General features: G+C 54.2%; 18 protein-coding genes. 8 read left to right on the top strand and 10 right to left on the bottom strand.

Going from position 1 to position 16,549, the window contains the following annotated elements:
- Positions 1-207 precede the first annotated feature (207 nt).
- The 6 genes from yfcG (at position 208) to HMPREF3178_RS19855 (ending at position 3,784) form a co-directional block, all read left to right on the top strand.
- Positions 208-837, top strand: a complete 630-nt coding sequence (yfcG, locus tag HMPREF3178_RS19880) for a GSH-dependent disulfide bond oxidoreductase (RefSeq protein WP_004104106.1) — start codon at positions 208-210, stop codon at positions 835-837.
- A gap of 65 nt (positions 838-902) precedes the next feature.
- Positions 903-1,265 (top strand): dihydroneopterin triphosphate 2'-epimerase, encoded by a 363-nt coding sequence (gene folX / locus HMPREF3178_RS19875; protein ID WP_004104107.1) that lies wholly within the window; start codon positions 903-905, stop codon positions 1,263-1,265.
- 20 nt (positions 1,266-1,285) lie between these two features.
- Complete coding sequence (locus tag HMPREF3178_RS19870) at positions 1,286-2,179, top strand: TIGR01777 family oxidoreductase (RefSeq protein WP_004104109.1); 894 nt, start codon at positions 1,286-1,288, stop codon at positions 2,177-2,179.
- Positions 2,180-2,394: 215 nt separating this feature from the next.
- A complete protein-coding gene (locus HMPREF3178_RS19865; protein WP_004104111.1) occupies positions 2,395-2,649 on the top strand; it encodes a hypothetical protein in 255 nt (84 codons plus the stop codon).
- Positions 2,650-2,652: 3 nt separating this feature from the next.
- A complete protein-coding gene (locus tag HMPREF3178_RS19860; RefSeq protein ID WP_004104113.1) occupies positions 2,653-3,219 on the top strand; it encodes a hypothetical protein in 567 nt (188 codons plus the stop codon).
- Positions 3,220-3,286: 67 nt separating this feature from the next.
- Positions 3,287-3,784 (top strand): GNAT family N-acetyltransferase, encoded by a 498-nt coding sequence (locus HMPREF3178_RS19855; RefSeq protein ID WP_004104114.1) that lies wholly within the window; start codon positions 3,287-3,289, stop codon positions 3,782-3,784.
- Positions 3,785-3,825: 41 nt separating this feature from the next.
- On the opposite strand, the gene hisP is transcribed toward HMPREF3178_RS19855, so the two are convergent.
- The 8 genes from hisP to HMPREF3178_RS19815 all read right to left on the bottom strand — a co-directional run bounded on the left by hisP (position 3,826) and on the right by HMPREF3178_RS19815 (position 10,742).
- Entirely contained in the window at positions 3,826-4,599 is a 774-nt protein-coding gene (gene hisP / locus HMPREF3178_RS19850) for a histidine ABC transporter ATP-binding protein HisP (RefSeq protein WP_004104116.1), read from the bottom strand.
- 7 nt (positions 4,600-4,606) lie between these two features.
- Positions 4,607-5,323 carry a histidine ABC transporter permease HisM gene (hisM, locus tag HMPREF3178_RS19845; protein WP_004104118.1) on the bottom strand — a complete coding sequence of 239 codons (717 nt, stop codon included), beginning with the start codon at positions 5,321-5,323 and terminating at the stop codon, positions 4,607-4,609.
- The gene (locus tag HMPREF3178_RS19840; RefSeq protein WP_004104120.1) at positions 5,320-6,006 is read right to left on the bottom strand and encodes a histidine ABC transporter permease HisQ; all 687 of its coding nucleotides are present in this window, start codon (positions 6,004-6,006) and stop codon (positions 5,320-5,322) included. The genes hisM and HMPREF3178_RS19840 overlap by 4 nt, the downstream gene beginning before the upstream one ends.
- A 66-nt stretch (positions 6,007-6,072) precedes the next feature.
- Positions 6,073-6,855: a histidine ABC transporter substrate-binding protein HisJ gene (gene hisJ / locus HMPREF3178_RS19835; protein ID WP_016808381.1), complete on the bottom strand. Its 783-nt coding sequence runs from the start codon at positions 6,853-6,855 to the stop codon at positions 6,073-6,075.
- A gap of 257 nt (positions 6,856-7,112) precedes the next feature.
- Complete coding sequence (gene argT, locus HMPREF3178_RS19830; RefSeq protein WP_004104124.1) at positions 7,113-7,895, bottom strand: lysine/arginine/ornithine ABC transporter substrate-binding protein ArgT; 783 nt, start codon at positions 7,893-7,895, stop codon at positions 7,113-7,115.
- A 290-nt stretch (positions 7,896-8,185) separates the two neighbouring features.
- A complete protein-coding gene (locus tag HMPREF3178_RS19825) occupies positions 8,186-8,755 on the bottom strand; it encodes a UbiX family flavin prenyltransferase (RefSeq protein ID WP_064373222.1) in 570 nt (189 codons plus the stop codon).
- A gap of 41 nt (positions 8,756-8,796) precedes the next feature.
- On the bottom strand, positions 8,797-9,792 hold the full coding sequence (locus HMPREF3178_RS19820) for a LacI family DNA-binding transcriptional regulator (RefSeq protein ID WP_070585436.1): 996 nt from the start codon (positions 9,790-9,792) through the stop codon (positions 8,797-8,799).
- A gap of 38 nt (positions 9,793-9,830) precedes the next feature.
- Positions 9,831-10,742 carry an ROK family protein gene (locus HMPREF3178_RS19815; RefSeq protein ID WP_016808383.1) on the bottom strand — a complete coding sequence of 304 codons (912 nt, stop codon included), beginning with the start codon at positions 10,740-10,742 and terminating at the stop codon, positions 9,831-9,833.
- 272 nt (positions 10,743-11,014) lie between these two features.
- Here HMPREF3178_RS19815 and HMPREF3178_RS19810 point away from each other — a divergent pair, with 272 nt between their 5' ends.
- Both HMPREF3178_RS19810 and HMPREF3178_RS19805 read left to right on the top strand, forming a co-directional pair.
- Positions 11,015-12,418: an MFS transporter gene (locus HMPREF3178_RS19810; RefSeq protein ID WP_070585434.1), complete on the top strand. Its 1,404-nt coding sequence runs from the start codon at positions 11,015-11,017 to the stop codon at positions 12,416-12,418.
- 7 nt (positions 12,419-12,425) lie between these two features.
- The gene (locus tag HMPREF3178_RS19805) at positions 12,426-14,393 is read left to right on the top strand and encodes a glycoside hydrolase family 127 protein (protein WP_070585432.1); all 1,968 of its coding nucleotides are present in this window, start codon (positions 12,426-12,428) and stop codon (positions 14,391-14,393) included.
- A gap of 58 nt (positions 14,394-14,451) precedes the next feature.
- On the opposite strand, the gene purF is transcribed toward HMPREF3178_RS19805, so the two are convergent.
- Positions 14,452-15,969, bottom strand: a complete 1,518-nt coding sequence (gene purF, locus HMPREF3178_RS19800) for an amidophosphoribosyltransferase (protein WP_070585430.1) — start codon at positions 15,967-15,969, stop codon at positions 14,452-14,454.
- A gap of 33 nt (positions 15,970-16,002) precedes the next feature.
- Complete coding sequence (gene cvpA, locus HMPREF3178_RS19795; protein ID WP_004104143.1) at positions 16,003-16,491, bottom strand: colicin V production protein; 489 nt, start codon at positions 16,489-16,491, stop codon at positions 16,003-16,005.
- Positions 16,492-16,549 lie beyond the last annotated feature (58 nt).

Raw genomic sequence — 16,549 nt, 5'->3', positions numbered from 1 at the left:
GCATCCTCAATGGCTAATGTAATGGGGCGATAAGCCAACATAGCCTGTCTTTCAGAAGATGTCACTGACCGTCGCCTTGAGGATCTTACATACTTAATTGCGGTGAACTTGCCTGGCAAAAATCATCCCGGATTCGGTTAGCCTGCCGAATAACGTCAGTTCACCTATACTCGAAAAGTTTGCGACCCGTAACGGCGAGGGATTTTCATGATCGATCTTTACTACGCACCCACTCCCAATGGCCACAAAATCACGCTCTTCCTCGAAGAAGCTCAGTTGGCCTATCGTCTCATCCGGGTGGATATCGGCAAAGGGGAGCAGTTCCAACCCTCCTACCTTGCGATTTCGCCAAATAACAAGATCCCGGCGATCGTTGACCATGAACCCGCCGACGGCGGTGGCCCGTTAAACCTGTTTGAGTCCGGAGCAATCCTGCTCTACCTTGCAGAAAAAAGCGGCAAGTTACTGAGCGGTGAGCTCCGCGAGCGCCACGCTACGCTCCAGTGGTTATTCTGGCAGGTCGGCGGTTTAGGGCCGATGCTCGGGCAAAACCACCACTTTAACCACTGCGCCCCGCAGGCGGTACCCTATGCCATCGAGCGCTATCAGGTTGAAACTCAGCGGCTGTACGGCGTGCTCAACCGGCGCCTTGGCGAGAGCCCCTGGCTGGGCGGCAACCACTACAGTATCGCCGATATCGCCTGCTGGCCGTGGGTGAATGCCCATCAGCGCCAGCGCATCGACCTCGCCAGTTTTCCGGCGGTTCACAACTGGTTTGAACGCATTCGTCATCGCCCGGCGACCGTTGAGGCGCTTCTGAAAACAGAAGCCTGGTAACCCCCTGCTCGGCCGGGAAGCTTTGATGTATGATGGCGGAAATTACTACCCGGAGGAAGCCTGCAATGTCTCAACCAGACGCCATTATTCGAATTAAGAACCTGCGCCTGCGTACTTTTATCGGAATTAAAGAGGAAGAGATCGCCAACCGCCAGGATGTGGTGGTCAACGTCGCTATCCACTATCCGGCGGAGAAATCACGCAACAGCGAAGATATTAACGATGCGCTGAACTACCGCACCATTACTAAGCGCATTATTAGTCATATCGAAAATAACCGCTTTTCTCTACTGGAAAAATTAACTCAGGATGTGCTCGACATCGCACGCGAACATCACTGGGTCACATATGCTGAAGTAGAGATCGACAAACTGCATGCACTGCGCTACGCCGATTCCGTCTCCATGACGATGAGCTGGCGGCGCTAGATGCATCTTCGGGAGGCGCTATGAACGTTCTGCTTACTGGCGGTACCGGCCTGATTGGCCGGCATCTGATACCCCGGCTGCTGGAGCTGGGGCATCGCGTAACGGTTTCAACCCGCAGCCCTGAAAAGGCGAAAAACCGCCTCGATTCTCGCGTCACTCTGTGGCGCGATTTTGAGCATCAGGTGAATCTTAACGGTTTTGATGCCGTCATCAATCTGGCAGGCGAACCTATCGCCGATAAACGCTGGACGGCGGAGCAGAAGCAGCGCCTCTGCCACAGCCGTTGGGATATCACCCAAAAGCTGGTCACCCTAATCAACGCCAGCGACGCGCCGCCCGCGGTGCTGATTAGCGGTTCAGCCGCCGGCTATTATGGCGATCTCGGCGAAGTTGTCGTCACCGAAGAAGAGCCGCCGCATAATGAGTTTACCCACAAGCTTTGCGCCCGCTGGGAGCAGATTGCCTGCGAAGCGCAGAGCGATCGCACCCGCGTATGCCTGCTGCGTACCGGGGTGGTGCTGGCGCCGCGAGGCGGCATTCTGGCCAAAATGGCGCCCGCCTTTAAGCTTGGCCTCGGCGGCCCTATCGGCAGCGGCAGACAGTATCTGGCCTGGATCCACATCGACGATATGGTCAACGGTATACTGTGGCTGCTTGATAACGACCTGCGCGGGCCGTTTAATATGGTTTCCCCTTACCCGGTTCGTAACGAGCAGTTCGCTCATGCGCTGGGCCATGCGCTAAACCGTCCGGCGATTTTCCGCGTCCCGGCGGCGGCTATTCGTCTGCTGATGGGAGAATCTTCCGTTCTGGTACTCGGCGGCCAGCGCGCGCTGCCTAAACGCCTGGAAGCGGCCGGATTTGGCTTTCGTTGGTACGATCTGGAAGAGGCGCTGGCCGACGTGCTGCGGTAGTCCAGGTCTCTCAGGGAGAGTATCGCTCTCCCTGATTAATTAATTTGTTGAACCCGCCTCGCAGCGCGCAAAAATCACCATTCCTCTGTCGCCTTAACTGTGAATCTTATTCCAGTGATATGTCTTTCACTCTGCCATAACCCCTGTGTGTAATTTAACACCACCACACCGTTGACATTCGTCAACAACTTATTCAACATTACCAGGATGAATTGATGAAGGAACATCCGGATAAACATATCAGAGCAGCTATTGACTACTCGCTGGCACGGGGCTGGATTTTTATCACTGGCGGCAAAAGCGTTCACTGTTTTGGCAGGTTGATGTGTGGGACGGCCCGGCACCGGGAACATATGATGAGCATCTGGTCAACGCCTGCGGTACCCATTAACCACGCCAGGCAAATTATCAGAATGGTCGACCGCTGCCAGCCGCCTGCCTCGGGTCAGCTTAACCACAAGAAGGATTAAACAATGGCGCTGTATAATTTTACGCTCACCCTCTCCGGCGTAACTTCTCGTACCGTGGGTCTGGAAGATGCACTGCATGCCGCAGGCTGCGCTGACGCCCTGGTCTGTTTTTACGGAACGGCGGTCTATCTGGAGTTCGATCGCGAAAGAGACTCTCTTGAGCAGGCTATTCTGTCAGCCATTGCTGATATCGAATCCGCTCCGGCTCTGAATGCGCGAGTCGAATCCGTCGATTCCGCGCTGGTAGGATTAAGCGATATTGCCGAACTCACCGGCCTGACGCGACAGGCCGTCGCCTTATTGAAAGATGGCGCGCGAGGCTCGGGCCAGTTTCCGGGACCGGTGCAGCGCGTTAAAGGCAATTCGCCGCTATGGCGCTGGAAAACCATCGTTGGCTGGCTGGTAACGGAGGGACGACTTGCTGAAGACTCAGCGCTGGTCGCCCACGCCGAGGTGCTGGACGATCTCAATCTGGCGCTGCAGCTGAGGGCTACGCGGGAGAGCAAAACCGTGTTGCACTATCTTAGCGGGCTGGAAAGTCAGCGCCAGGCTTCACCGACGGTTGCTTAAAGGCATAAACATTCCGCGGCTTTATGGTGTTAAGGTGGCGGAAGAATCCACTTGTATGGACTGCTTTATGATAACACTCACCACTCCGCGCCTGCGTCTCTCTGGGTTTAACGCATCCGACTGGCCTTTTTTTCTGCGCTTACGGCGAGATCCAGAAGTGATGCGCTATATGGGAGAGCTTCTTGAGGAGCCGGCGCTGCGGACGCTGTTTGAGTCCCGCTGCGCAGACCCTGGCGTATTCGTTTTACGTGATGCCAGCGGCGCGGCAATTGGCGATATCGGGCTGCGCATCAGCAGTAAAAACCCGCACGAAGCGGATGTCGGATACGCACTCCTGCCCGAAGCTCAGGGGAAAGGGTACGCCAGCGAAGCGCTAAAAGCGATTTGCGACTACGGTTTTCAGCAGCTCGGCGTTCACGCCATCAATGCCTGGGTGCTGGGCAGTAACGCTGGTTCCTCTCGTCTGCTGGAAAAACACGGTTTTATCCGCATTCAGGTGCTCGAAAAAGCCTATCGCCTGAACGGAATTGATTACGACGACTGGGTATATCGGCTGGAGCGTTAGCCGCCCCGACGGAGAGTATTCCGCCGGGGGCAGGACAGGGATTACTTTAAAGAGCCTTTCAGGAACTGCTGCAAGCGCTGGCTTTTCGGATTACCGAAGACTTCGTCAGGGTGCCCCTCTTCTTCTATCTTGCCCTGATGCAGGAAGATTACGTGAGAGGAGACGTGGCGCGCAAAGCCCATCTCATGGGTGACCACGACCATGGTTTTCCCCTCTTCAGCCAGCTGCTGCATAATGCGCAACACTTCACCCACCAGTTCAGGATCAAGCGCCGACGTCGGTTCATCAAACAGCAGCACATCGGGTTCCATCGCCAGCGCGCGGGCGATGGACACGCGCTGCTGCTGGCCGCCGGAGAGATGCACCGGATATTTAATCTGCTGGCGTTCGTCAATCCCCACCTTCGCCAGATATTTCACCGCCCGCTCGCGCGCTTCCTGTTTGCTCAGGCCCAGAACCTGAATCGGCGCTTCCATCACGTTTTCCAGCACCGTCATATGGCTCCAGAGATTGAAATGCTGGAACACCATCGTCAGGCGAGTCCGCAGCAGACGCAGTTGGTTCTTATCCGACACCTTGAGCTGACCGTCTTTATCACGAACCAGACCAATGTTCTGCCCGTTAACCACAATCGTCCCTTCGCTGGGCTTTTCAAGAAAGTTAATGCAGCGCAGAAAGGTGCTTTTACCGGAACCGGATGAGCCAATAATACTGATCACGTCCCCGGCTTTCGCCCGCAGCGAAACGCCTTTCAGCACCTCGTGTTCGCCGTAACGTTTATGCAGATCGATTACATTTAATTTATTGTCGGACATGGCGTTCTCAATGCGTCGAAGAAGGTTTGATATGCTGCAGCCAGCGCTTTTCCGCCCTGCGGAATAAGCTAATCAGCACATAGGAGATAATTAAATACAGAACTGCGGCAATGCCAAAAGCGGTAAACGGCTGGTAGGTTGCCGAGTTGATATCACGGGCAATTTTCAGCAGATCCGGCACCGTGGCGGTAAAGGCCAGCGCGGTGGAATGCAGCATCAGGATCACTTCGTTGCTGTAGGCAGGCAGAGCAATACGCAGCGCGGAAGGCAAAATAATGCAGCGATACATTTTGACCGCAGAAAAACCGTACGCGCGGGCGGCTTCGATCTCTCCCGCCGGCACTGAACGAATCGCTCCGGCAAAAATCTCCGTGGTATAAGCGCAGGTATTCAGCGTCAACGCCAGTACCGTACAGTTCAGACCGCTACGAAAGAAGGCGTTCAGCAGTTCTGTACCTTTGACGATCTCCAGCGTGTACATACCGGAATAGAACACCAGCAGCTGCACATACAGCGGGGTACCGCGAAAGATATAGGTGAAAAGCCAGATTGGGAACTGGATAAATTTGTTGCTCGATACCCGGCCTATGGCAAGAAAAACCGCGAGTATGCCGCCCATCACGACTGAAGAGATCAGCAGCCAGAGCGTAATCGCTACGCCGGTGAAGCGATAGCCGTCGGTCCACAGCAGAGATTTCCAGTACTCCTGAATAATATCAATCACAGGTCAGCCCTCTTCACGCCAACAGAATAACGGCGTTCGAGCATCAGCAGCACACCATTGGAAACCGTGGTAAACACCAGATAAATCAGGCCGCAGACGATAGCGAAGTAGAAAGGCTCCCAGGTGCTTTTACCCGCCAGCTGAGTTGCCTTAACCACATCTTCCAGCCCCAGCAATGAGACCAGTGCAGTCGCTTTGAGGATCACCTGCCAGTTATTGCCAATTCCGGGCAGCGCATAGCGCATCATTGCCGGAAACAGAATGCGGCGAAAGGTCTGCCCGCCGCTGAAGCCGAAGGCCGTTGCCGCTTCAATATGTCCCTTCGGTACCGCCAGGAAGGCGCCGCGAAAGGTTTCGGTGAAGTAAGCGCCGTAAATAAAGCCCAGAGTGATAATCCCCGCGACCATGGGGTCGATATCAAACTGCGCGAGGCCAAGCGCATCGGTCAGCGCGTTGAGCGCGATCTGCAACCCGTAGAAAATCAGCAGCATCAGCACCAGATCGGGTACGCCGCGAATTAAGGTGGTATAGCCTTCAAAAATCAGCGCCAGCGGACGATTACTGGAAAGCTTCGCCCCCGCGCCTGCCAGGCCGATAAGCACTGCCAGAACGACCGAGCTTAACGCCAGCTCAAGGGTGACCAGCGCGCCCTGAAAAATAACCTGAGAAAAACCGTACAGCATGCTGTCTGCCCTGTCTGTCATCAACCATCGCGCGCTAAGTCACGCGCGATGGGGTACGCGGGATGGTTAGTCGCCGTACACGTTAAAATCGAAATATTTCTTCGCCAGCTTGTCGTAGGTGCCGTCCTGGCGCATCTCGGCAAAGGCTTTATTTAATGCTTCACGCAGCTCATTATCCTCTTTGCGCAGCCCCATTCCGGTGCCGACGCCAAACAGCTTCTCGTCTTTAATCGACGGGCCGCCGAACTGATAATCTTTGCCAACAGGCTGTTTGAGGAAGCCTTCGCTGGCGGCAACTTCATCCTGGAACGCCGCGTCAATACGTCCGGCGGTCAAATCGGAATAGATATTGTCCTGACCCTGATAGGAAACGATTTCAATACCTTTCGGCGCCCAGTGTTCATTGCCATAGGTTTCTTGTGTGGTGCCCTGGAGAACGCCAATGCGCTTACCTTTCAGCTTCGCAAGGTCTGGCGTGATATCGCTGCCTTTTTTGACGACCAGGCGAGAATCAGCCGCGTAAAGTTTGTCGGTGAAAGCAATTTCCTGCTGGCGTTTTTCGGTGATCGAAAGCGAAGACATAATGGCGTCGATCTTCTTCGCTTTTAAAGAAGGGATCAGCGCGTCCAGCGGGTTCTCAATGAAGGTACATTGCGTATTGATGCGCTTACACAGCTCTTTTGCCAGATCGATGTCAAAACCAACCAATTCACCCTGTGCATTCTTTGATTCGAACGGGGCATAAGTAGGATCGGTGCCAATGCGGACTTTTTGCGGAATTGCTGCGAATACGGTGGAAACGCTGGAAAGGGCCAGCGCTAAGGAGAGAGACAACGCCAGTTTTTTCATAACTATCCTCAACAGACTGTCATTCTAATGGATTTATTAGAAGTACTTACGGCAGTTATCGTGCCATTATTCGCCCCGGTAAGGCAAAGCATTCTGCGCCGGAAAGCAAATTTTTTCGCATCGGAAACGCTTAACTATGCACTTTTTAACATAGAGTGCGCAATTTCCTGCACCAAATTGATCGGCTTAAAGCACCGTTGTACCAATATCAGACAGAAATAGATACTCGTGGCCCGGAATCCGGGCCAGCGGGCGACTTAATCACCGTAAACGTTGAAGTCGAAGTATTTCTTCGCCATTTTGTCGTAGGTGCCGTCTTTGCGAAGCTCAGCCAGGGCTTTATCAAAAGCGGCCTTCAGTTCGCTATCGTCCTTACGCAGGCCAATACCGGTGCCATCTCCGAAGAATTTTTTGTCTTTAACAGAAGGTCCGGCAAAGGCAAAATCTTTACCGGCTGGTTGCTTGAGGAAGCCTTCGCTGGCGGCGACCTCATCCTGCAAGGCGGCATCCAGGCGGCCCGCAGCGAGGTCTGAGTAGATTAAGTCCTGATTCTGATAAGCCACGACGTCTACCCCGTGGCTGCGCCAGCGTTCATTGCCGTAGGCCTCCTGGGTGGAGCCCTGCAGAACGCCGACGTGCTTGCCTTTCAGAGATTCCAGCGTCGGTTGAATCGGTGAGCCTTTGGCGGCAATCAGGCGAGAGTCCGCCGCATAGAGCTTGTCAGAGAACGCGATTTCCTGCTGGCGTTTTTCGGTGATCGATAACGAAGAGATGATGGCGTCGATTTTCTTCGCCTTCAGCGATGGGATCAGGGAGTCGAAATCGCTGCCAACCCAGGTACATTTTACTTTGATGCGCGAACAGAGCTCATTACCCAAATCAATGTCAAAACCCACGAAATCCCCTTTCGCATCCTTAGAAGAAAAAGGCGCGTAGGTGGCATCGGTGCCAATGCGAATACTCTGCGGCAGCGCGGCGAAGGCGCTGGAAGCGCTGCAAATGCCCATCATTAAAGAGAAAGCCAGGACCGTCTTCTTCATAGGTTACCCTTAAGTGTCGTGATGTTGTTATGTCATGCGTTGTCTTGTTATTGGTGCTGCCGACAAATCTTGCACGTTTTATGCCATTCTCTCAGTGCGTGCTGGAAACGGCGTTAAATTTGTTAAATAAAGGTTGCAAGTTTGTCTTGAAAGGGAAGATACCAGCAATAATGGATAAACCGCAGCGCCGTAGCGCAAAAAAACAAATTAAATGTTGAGGATTTGATCGAGGCGACAAAATTGCACTGCAGGAGCGCAGAGGTGAAGAAAGCGCACTATGTTAGTGCGCCCTACGCGCCCTGCCAGCGGGTAAAGAGGTCTGCAGGAAGAGAGATATCAAACTGATCGATAACGCGATTGACCGTTTGATTGATCACATCGTCAAGGCTTTCAGGACGATGATAGAACGCCGGAACCGGCGGCATAATCACTGCGCCCATTTCCGCCGCCTGGACCAGCAGACGCAGATGACCGAGGTGGAACGGCGTTTCCCGAACGCACAGCACCAGCGGGCGACGCTCTTTAAGCACCACGTCCGCCGCTCTGGTCAGCAGCCCATCGGTATAGCTATGAACAATGCCGGAAAGCGTTTTCATTGAACATGGCAAAATCACCATCCCGGCGGTTTTAAAAGAGCCGGAAGAGATACTGGCGGCGATATCACGGGCATCGTGCACTACGTCGGCCAACGCCTGCACCTCGCGCAGGGAGAAGTCCGTCTCCAGCGCCAGCGTCTGACGGGCGGCCTGGCTTAAAATAAGATGGGTTTCGACATCAGACACCTCGCGCAAAACCTGGAGCAGGCGTACGCCGTAAATTGCGCCGCTGGCGCCAGAGATACCGATAATGAGTCGCTTCACGATGATTGCCCCTTTCACACGATGGCGCAGACTTTGCCGGATTATGCCTGCGGACGCAACCGCAATGAACTCTCACGAACCACTAACCGCACCGGCAACAACAGGTTTCTGTCACCCTCGTCGCTGAGTAAAAGACGGAACGCATCGCGGCCAAGCTCACGCTTATCAATGGCCACCGTGGTTAACGGCGGCCAGGCCCATGCAGCAGCTTCAATATCATCGAAACCGACGATCGCAATCTCATCCGGCACCTTGATGCCCTTCCGCGCGCAAACTCTCATCGCCACCAGCGCCGCCATATCGTTATAAGCAAAGATAGCATCCGGCGGCTGCGGTAGCGCCAGCAGTTTCTCCATGCCTTTTACCAGCGGTTTTTCTATCTCCTTGACCGGGGGGACTTCGACTCGATACTCCTCGGCCAGAGAAATTCCGGCATCAAACAGCGCCTGCAGATAGCCTTCAGTACGCTGACGGATGCTGTAATGGTGCTGCGAATGGCCGAGTAAGGCAATACGCTTTCTTCCCTGTTCAAGCAGGTGGCGGGTGGCGATAAATCCGCCGTGATAGTTGTCAGGATTGGCACAGGGAAAATCCGCCGCCCACAAATCAACCAGGGCAACGGGGAGCGCCGTTTTTTTCAATTCCGCCAGTATCTCTGCTTCAAGATAACCCGCGCAGATCAACGCGTCAGGCTGATGGAGATTAATCAACTCGCCAACTGAATCTCCCGGACCAATGGGCTGGAAGCTCATGGCAATTTCATTTTCTCTACAAGCGTCAGCAACGCCAAGCATGACGGTCGAATAGAACGGCAGAGCGCTGGCAATATTGTGTTCCCTGTGCATTAAAAACAGCAGCCGCTTGATGCGACCGTTGCGCAAGCGGCTAAAATCATAGCCTTCGGCTTCCGCTATCGACAGGATCCGCTGACGAGTCTCCTCGCTAAGCCCCGGCTGCCCTTTTAGCGCTCTTGATACTGCGGCAATCGACACGCCGCAGGCCGCCGCAATATCTTTAATTCTGGTCTTTTTTACCATTCCGTTCGTTTTCACCTGTTTTACGGGGTTTACGCTGATTATCCCTGCAGCGCCTGCTCTCCAGCCCAAGCTGCGCCGCGTACGCCGCTGCTGTCGCCATGCTTTGCCGGCAGAACCGGCGTCACGCAGCGTCCACCGAATATGTACTTTGCCATTTCAGCCGATAAATCGCTATACAGCTCATCGACGCCCGACAGCCCCCCACCTATCACTATCACATCCGGATCGAGCGTATTCACGACGTTTGCGAAGGCGCGCGCCAGCTGATTACGGAATTGCCGCCACAGCGCCAGCGCTTGAGGGTGTCCTTCACGCATCTTCAACACCAGTTCTTCAGCGGTTCCGCGTCCTTCATTATGTAAGCGAAACTGTCGGGCCAGCCCGCTGCCAGAGATAAACGATTCTACGCAGTTATGCTGACCGCAATAGCACAAGTGCGAAGGCCCATCGTGTTCCGGGGAATAGTGCGGCAAAGGATTATGCCCCCATTCACCGCTGCAGGCATTCGGCCCGGTCAGCAAACGCTGATGCACCACCACACCGCCGCCGCATCCGGTACCAAGGATCGCCCCAAACACCACTTCATGACCGGCGCCGCAGCCATCTATCGCTTCCGACAGCGCGAAACAGTTAGCATCGTTTGCGACAGCCACCGGCTGGGAAAAATAGTCGCTAAGGATATCATGCAGCGGATGCCCATTGACCACCTGAATATTTGAATTTTTTACTAAACAAGTAGCGGTGTCAATCGCGCCGGGCAAACCGAATCCCAGGCTTAGCTTTTCGCCTGCCCAATCCTGCGCGGCATGGACTTCTCCAATGATACCCTGTAAGAACTGCTCAATACTGGCTTTCGGTGTCGCAATGCGCTGCTGCCAGACCAGTTTTCCCTTGTCATCCAGCACGACAGTCTCAACTTTGGTCCCACCGATATCCATTCCTAAATGCATTTAATTCGACCTTTTCTCGTAAAAATGATGCTCAGCTTAGCGAATAACGCAAAAAATCCCGGCATCCTTCACGGATAAATGTGATCAAGATCGGCATTAAAAATAATTTATAGTAAAAATCAAGATCAATATCACAAGCACAAAAGTCAAAAATGTACGAAAAGAGAAGATTAGATCTATGCTCGGCAGCGTATGAAGTTTACTAAAAATATAAAAACAGATCGTAATGACCTGTGTACCCTCACACTCTGCTTAGCAAATAAGGATTGGTTATGGCTACAGTCGATAATCTGGACACGAATGTGCAGATGGTTGATGCGGGCGAAACGCTCTCCACCCGCGAAAAAATAGGCTATGGGCTGGGAGATGCCGGTGGACACTGCATCTCTGACTTAATCAGCGGCTTCCTGCTTTTTTTCTACACCGATGTGTTCGGCCTCAGCCCGGCCATCGTCGGGGCAATGTTCTTTACCCTGAGAATTTTTGATGCGGTATCAGACCCGGTTATGGGCGTTATTGCTGACAGAACCCGCAGCCGCTGGGGCCGCTTTCGCCCGTGGCAGCTCTGGACTGCCGTGCCGCTTGCGGTTATCGGCATCCTGACGTTTACCGTGCCAGACATGAGCCCAAACATGAAAATTGCCTGGGCGTTCGGGACCTATTTTTTGCTCTCTATTGGCTATACCGCCAATAACGTCCCCTACTGCGCCCTGATAAACGCCATGACCAACCGTCACGATCAGGTAATGTCCTGCCAGTCCTGGCGCTTTGTCTTAAGCGGTATCGCCGGCTTCCTGGTCTCCGTCGGGCTGCCATGGATGGTCGAGCTTTTTGGCCAGGGCAATCTGGCTAAAGGCTACCAGTACGGCGTGGCCGTGCTGTGCGCCGTTGGTATGATCATGTTTTTACTTTGCTTTTTCTGGGTCAAAGAGCGGGTTCCGCTGTCGCTGGCCGGAAAATTCACGCTGCGCCAGCATCTGCAAGGGCTGCGTAAGAACGACCAATTACTGCTGATGCTGGTGATGTCCTTCCTGCTGGTGAATATTCTGTGCATTCGCGGCGGCGGCTACATGTACTTTATCTCCTACGCGCTGCAGGGCAGCGCCGGCTTTATGTCGCTGTTTTTTGCCATCGTCACCGTGGCTGCGATTATTGGCGCGGTGATCGTCAACCCGCTTTCACGCCGCGTCGACATGGTTACGCTGTACTTCCGCACTAACCTGGTGCTGGTTATTTTCGGCGTGGCGATGTGGTTCCTGCCCACCGGCCCGCAGCATCAGACACTATGGCTGGTCTGTATCCTGATCAACAACGTTGTGCTTGGTTTCACCCTGCCGCTGCACTTCTCGATTATGGCCTTCGCCGATGATTACGGTGAATGGAAGAATGGCGTGCGTTCCTCCGGTATGAACTTCGCCTTTAACCTCTTTTTTATCAAGCTCTCCTGGGCCTCATCCGGCGGCATTATCAGCCTGTTGCTGATTCTGGTCGCGTACCGTCCAGGCCTGGAAAATCAAACTGCCGCGTCTATTCAGGGCATCACCCTGCTGCAAACCGTAATACCGGCAATTTTCCATCTGGTGCTGGCCCTGTGTCTGCTGAAGTGCCGGCTGGACGGCCCAATGATGAAACGTATCTCCACCGATCTTAACCAAATACATAGCCAAATTTCCTGAGGTAAACATGATGCAGTCCGATGTAATTGAAGCCGACCTGAACAGAATTACCGTTACCGATCCTTTCCTGGGAGAGTATCAGCGTTTGATTCGTGATGTCGTCATTCCTTATCAGTGGCAAGCGCTGAACGACAATATTCCCGATGCGGAGCCCAGCCACGCGCTGGCCAACTATCGCATTGCCGCGGGACAAGAGGATGGCCAATTTTACGGAATGGTTTTTCAGGATAGCGACGTCACCAAATGGCTTGAGGCGGTCGCCTGGTCGTTAAGCCAAAAACCTGACGCGACGCTCGAACAAACCGCTGACGAAGTGATCGAACTGCTGGCGCAAGCGCAGTGTGAAGACGGCTATCTCAATACCTGGTATACCGTAAAAGAACCGGGTCAGCGCTGGACTAACCTGGCAGAGTGTCATGAACTGTACTGTGCCGGGCATCTTTTTGAAGCGGCTGTCGCTTTTTATCGCGCCACCGGTAAACGTCGTCTGTTGGAAATCTCCTGCCGCTTTGCCGACCACATTGATACCGTCTTCGGGCCTAACCCCGGACAGCTTCGCGGCTATCCGGGACATCCGGAAATCGAACTGGCGCTGATGCGCCTGTATGAAGTCACCCGGGAACCTCGCTATCAGGCGTTGGCCTGCTTCTTCGTCGAAGAACGTGGGAAGCAGCCCTACTATTACGATATCGAGTTCGAAAAACGCGGCGGTACCCGGCACTGGATCGGTTGGGGCGACGCCTGGCCAGGAATGATCAAAGACAAAACTTACACCCATGCGCACAAACCGCTCGCTGAACAGAACGAAGCGGTCGGCCACGCCGTACGTTCGGTCTATCTGATGACCGGCCTGGCGCATATCGCCCGTATGACAAATGACGAAGAGAAACGTCAGACCTGCCTGCGGATCTGGAACAACATGGTGCAGCGTCGGATGTATATCACCGGTGGAATCGGCTCTCAGGGGATCGGCGAAGCTTTTACCAGCGACTACGATCTGCCCAACGATACCGCCTACGGCGAAAGCTGCGCTTCAATTGGCCTGATGATGTTCGCCCGTCGGATGCTGGAAATGGAAGGCGATGCGCACTATGCCGACGTGATGGAACGCGCTTTTTACAATACGGTACTCGGCGGGATGGCGCTGGACGGTAAACACTTCTTTTATGTTAACCCGCTGGAAACCTATCCGAAAAGCATTCCGCATAACCATATTTACGACCATATCAAACCGGTTCGCCAGCGCTGGTTTGGCTGCGCCTGCTGCCCGCCAAATATCGCCCGCACGTTGGTGGCTATCGGGCACTACCTGTTCACGCCGCGCCGGGATGCGCTGTTTATCAATTTCTACGCCGGAAGCGAAGCGCAGTTCACCATTAATGACCAGCCGCTGGCGCTAAAAATCAGCGGTAACTATCCATGGGATGAGGAGGTCAACATCACTTTCAGCCACCCGCAGGCCGTTCAGCATACGCTGGCGCTGCGCCTGCCGGAATGGTGTGAAGCGCCGCAGGTGCTCATCAACGGCGAAGCCGCGCAGGGCGAACAACTGAAAGGCTATCTGCATATTACGCGCCAATGGCAGCAGGGGGATATCATTACGCTGCGCCTGCCGATGACCCTCCGCCGGGTCTACGCCAACCCACTGGTTCGCCATAACGCCGGTAAAGTCGCCATTCAGCGCGGACCGCTGGTTTACTGCCTGGAAGAGGTTGATAACAGCGCCGAACTGCACAACCTGTCGCTGCCCAAAGCGAGTCAGATACGCGAGATTCCAGGGACCGGGGTGCTAAAAGGAAAAATCGTGCTGCAGGCGGAGGGGCTTCGGGTACTGACCGCCCAGGAGGATAAACCGCTCTACAGCTTCGACCATCGCCAGACGGCGGTAGAGAAACAGACCTTAACCTTTATTCCATGGTTTAGCTGGGCCAATCGTGGCGAAGGCGAGATGCGAATTTGGATCAACGAGGCCTGACCTCTAAAAACAAAAAGCCCGCAGTCTTCGGACCGCGGGCTTCCAGCGAATCAAGGCATTACCCTTCGTTGTGCATCTCCAGGTTTTCCACTTCGTTCTGCAGCTGAACCGCTTTTGCGTCGTCGTTGCGCAGAGAGTCAAGGAAATCCAGATAGGTCTGATCAACATCTTTAGTGACGTAGATACCGTTGAAGACCGAACATTCAAACTGCTGGATATCCGGATTCTCAGCGCGCACCGCGTCAATCAGATCGTCCAGATCCTGGAAAATCAGGCCATCCGCACCGATGATCTGGCGAATCTCATCCACTTCACGCCCGTGAGCAATCAGCTCATTGGCGGTCGGCATATCGATGCCATACACGTTCGGGAAACGAATTTCCGGCGCAGCGGAAGCCAGGTAGACTTTCTTCGCCCCGGCTTCGCGCGCCATCTCAATAATCTGCTCAGAGGTGGTGCCGCGCACGATGGAATCATCCACCAACAGCACGTTCTTATCGCGGAACTCGGCGCGGTTGGCGTTAAGCTTACGCCGCACCGATTTCCGGCGCAGCTGCTGGCCCGGCATGATGAAGGTTCGGCCTACGTAGCGGTTTTTAACAAACCCCTGGCGGTACGGCTTGTCGAGGATGCGGGCGATTTCCAGTGCGATATCGCAGGAGGTTTCCGGAATGGGAATGACCACATCGATATCCAGATCTTCCCACTCGCGGGCAATTTTCTCGCCCAGCTTCGTGCCCATATTGACGCGGGCGCTGTAAACGGAAATTTTGTCGATGAAGGAGTCCGGACGCGCAAAGTACACGTACTCGAACAGGCACGGGTTGCTGACCGGGTTTTCCGCGCACTGGCGAGTAAACAGCTGGCCTTTTTCGGTGATATACACCGCTTCGCCAGGCGCCACGTCGCGCAGGAACTCAAAGCCCAGCGTATCGAGCGCCACGCTTTCCGAAGCGACCATATACTCGGTACGGCTATCGCCAATATCGCGCTTGCCCAGCACCAGCGGACGGATGCCGTTCGGGTCGCGGAAGGCCACCATGCCGTGACCGATAATCATCGCCACGCAGGCGTAAGCGCCGCGAATCTGGCGGTTGGTGGCGGCAATCGCCGCAAAAATATTGTCGGCTTCCAGCGGGTAGTGGCGGAAGTTGTCCAGCTCGCTGGCAAAGATATTGAGCAGGATTTCGGAATCGGAGGTGGTGTTGATGTGGCGGCGTTTTTCTTCAAACAGCTTTTTACGCAGCTCGTGAGCGTTGGTCAGGTTACCGTTGTGCGCCAACGTAATACCATACGGTGAGTTGACGTAGAAAGGCTGAGCCTCAGAGGCGCTGGAGCTGCCAGCCGTCGGGTAACGAACGTGACCAATCCCCATATTGCCCTGCATACGCTGCATATGGCGAGCTTCAAAAACATCGCTCACCAGTCCGTTCGCCTTACGCAAACGGAAACAGTTGTTCGCATCAATGGTGATGATGCCTGCGGCATCCTGGCCACGATGCTGAAGCACCGTTAACGCGTCATAAATCGACTGGTTTACCGGCATGACACCGGCGATACCGACAATACCGCACATACGTCTTTTCCTCGTTAAGCTACATCCCAACGCTTATGCTTTGGGCAAGAAACTTGACGAGCTCTGCAGATAGTCAAAAAACCATCTGATAACGAAACTGAACTGCGGGATAAGCTCAGACTTTTGCCAGTCTTCGCTTTTCGCCATACCGGTAAAGCTATCGAGAAAGAACAGAATCGCTGAGACGATTAGCACACCGCGCAGGGCGCCAAAGCAGATCCCTAAGACCCTGTCGGTGCCCGACAGGCCGGTTTTCTCCACCAGCTGACCTATCACAAAGTTTACGATAGCGCCGACGATAAGCGTTGCGATAAACAGTATCGCGATAGCAATCCCATTTCGGACCAGTTCGTCTTCAAAGCCCGTGAACCAGACAGCCAGGTAAGTGTAGTAATGACTGGCAACAAAGAAAGCACATCCCCAGGTTACCAGCGATAAAGCTTCACGAACAAAGCCGCGGATCAGGCTAACCAGTGAGGAAAAACCAATCACCGCAATTATGGCGTAATCAATCCAGACCATATACGTCCCACGATTTTACGCCCTGTCGTCCGGTTCGGGGCGCATTCTAACAGAAAAA

This window comes from Klebsiella sp. HMSC09D12, assembly GCF_001808475.1.
In the GTDB taxonomy this organism is placed as follows: Bacteria; Pseudomonadota; Gammaproteobacteria; order Enterobacterales; family Enterobacteriaceae; genus Klebsiella; species Klebsiella oxytoca.
This window is presented reverse-complemented; position numbering and strand designations above follow the sequence as displayed.

Excerpts from the sequence above, each read along its gene's own strand:
- HMPREF3178_RS19865 (WP_004104111.1), top strand. The coding sequence starts at position 2,395 with ATGAAGGAACATCCGGATAAACATATCAGAGCAGCTATTGACTACTCG.
- HMPREF3178_RS19870 (WP_004104109.1), top strand. The coding sequence starts at position 1,286 with ATGAACGTTCTGCTTACTGGCGGTACCGGCCTGATTGGCCGGCATCTG.
- argT (WP_004104124.1), bottom strand. The coding sequence starts at position 7,895 with ATGAAGAAGACGGTCCTGGCTTTCTCTTTAATGATGGGCATTTGCAGC.
- hisP (WP_004104116.1), bottom strand. The coding sequence starts at position 4,599 with ATGTCCGACAATAAATTAAATGTAATCGATCTGCATAAACGTTACGGC.
- HMPREF3178_RS19840 (WP_004104120.1), bottom strand. The coding sequence starts at position 6,006 with ATGCTGTACGGTTTTTCTCAGGTTATTTTTCAGGGCGCGCTGGTCACC.
- HMPREF3178_RS19855 (WP_004104114.1), top strand. The coding sequence starts at position 3,287 with ATGATAACACTCACCACTCCGCGCCTGCGTCTCTCTGGGTTTAACGCA.
- HMPREF3178_RS19820 (WP_070585436.1), bottom strand. The coding sequence starts at position 9,792 with ATGGTAAAAAAGACCAGAATTAAAGATATTGCGGCGGCCTGCGGCGTG.
- HMPREF3178_RS19860 (WP_004104113.1), top strand. The coding sequence starts at position 2,653 with ATGGCGCTGTATAATTTTACGCTCACCCTCTCCGGCGTAACTTCTCGT.
- hisJ (WP_016808381.1), bottom strand. The coding sequence starts at position 6,855 with ATGAAAAAACTGGCGTTGTCTCTCTCCTTAGCGCTGGCCCTTTCCAGC.
- folX (WP_004104107.1), top strand. The coding sequence starts at position 903 with ATGTCTCAACCAGACGCCATTATTCGAATTAAGAACCTGCGCCTGCGT.
- yfcG (WP_004104106.1), top strand. The coding sequence starts at position 208 with ATGATCGATCTTTACTACGCACCCACTCCCAATGGCCACAAAATCACG.
- HMPREF3178_RS19810 (WP_070585434.1), top strand. The coding sequence starts at position 11,015 with ATGGCTACAGTCGATAATCTGGACACGAATGTGCAGATGGTTGATGCG.
- cvpA (WP_004104143.1), bottom strand. The coding sequence starts at position 16,491 with ATGGTCTGGATTGATTACGCCATAATTGCGGTGATTGGTTTTTCCTCA.
- HMPREF3178_RS19805 (WP_070585432.1), top strand. The coding sequence starts at position 12,426 with ATGATGCAGTCCGATGTAATTGAAGCCGACCTGAACAGAATTACCGTT.
- HMPREF3178_RS19815 (WP_016808383.1), bottom strand. The coding sequence starts at position 10,742 with ATGCATTTAGGAATGGATATCGGTGGGACCAAAGTTGAGACTGTCGTG.
- purF (WP_070585430.1), bottom strand. The coding sequence starts at position 15,969 with ATGTGCGGTATTGTCGGTATCGCCGGTGTCATGCCGGTAAACCAGTCG.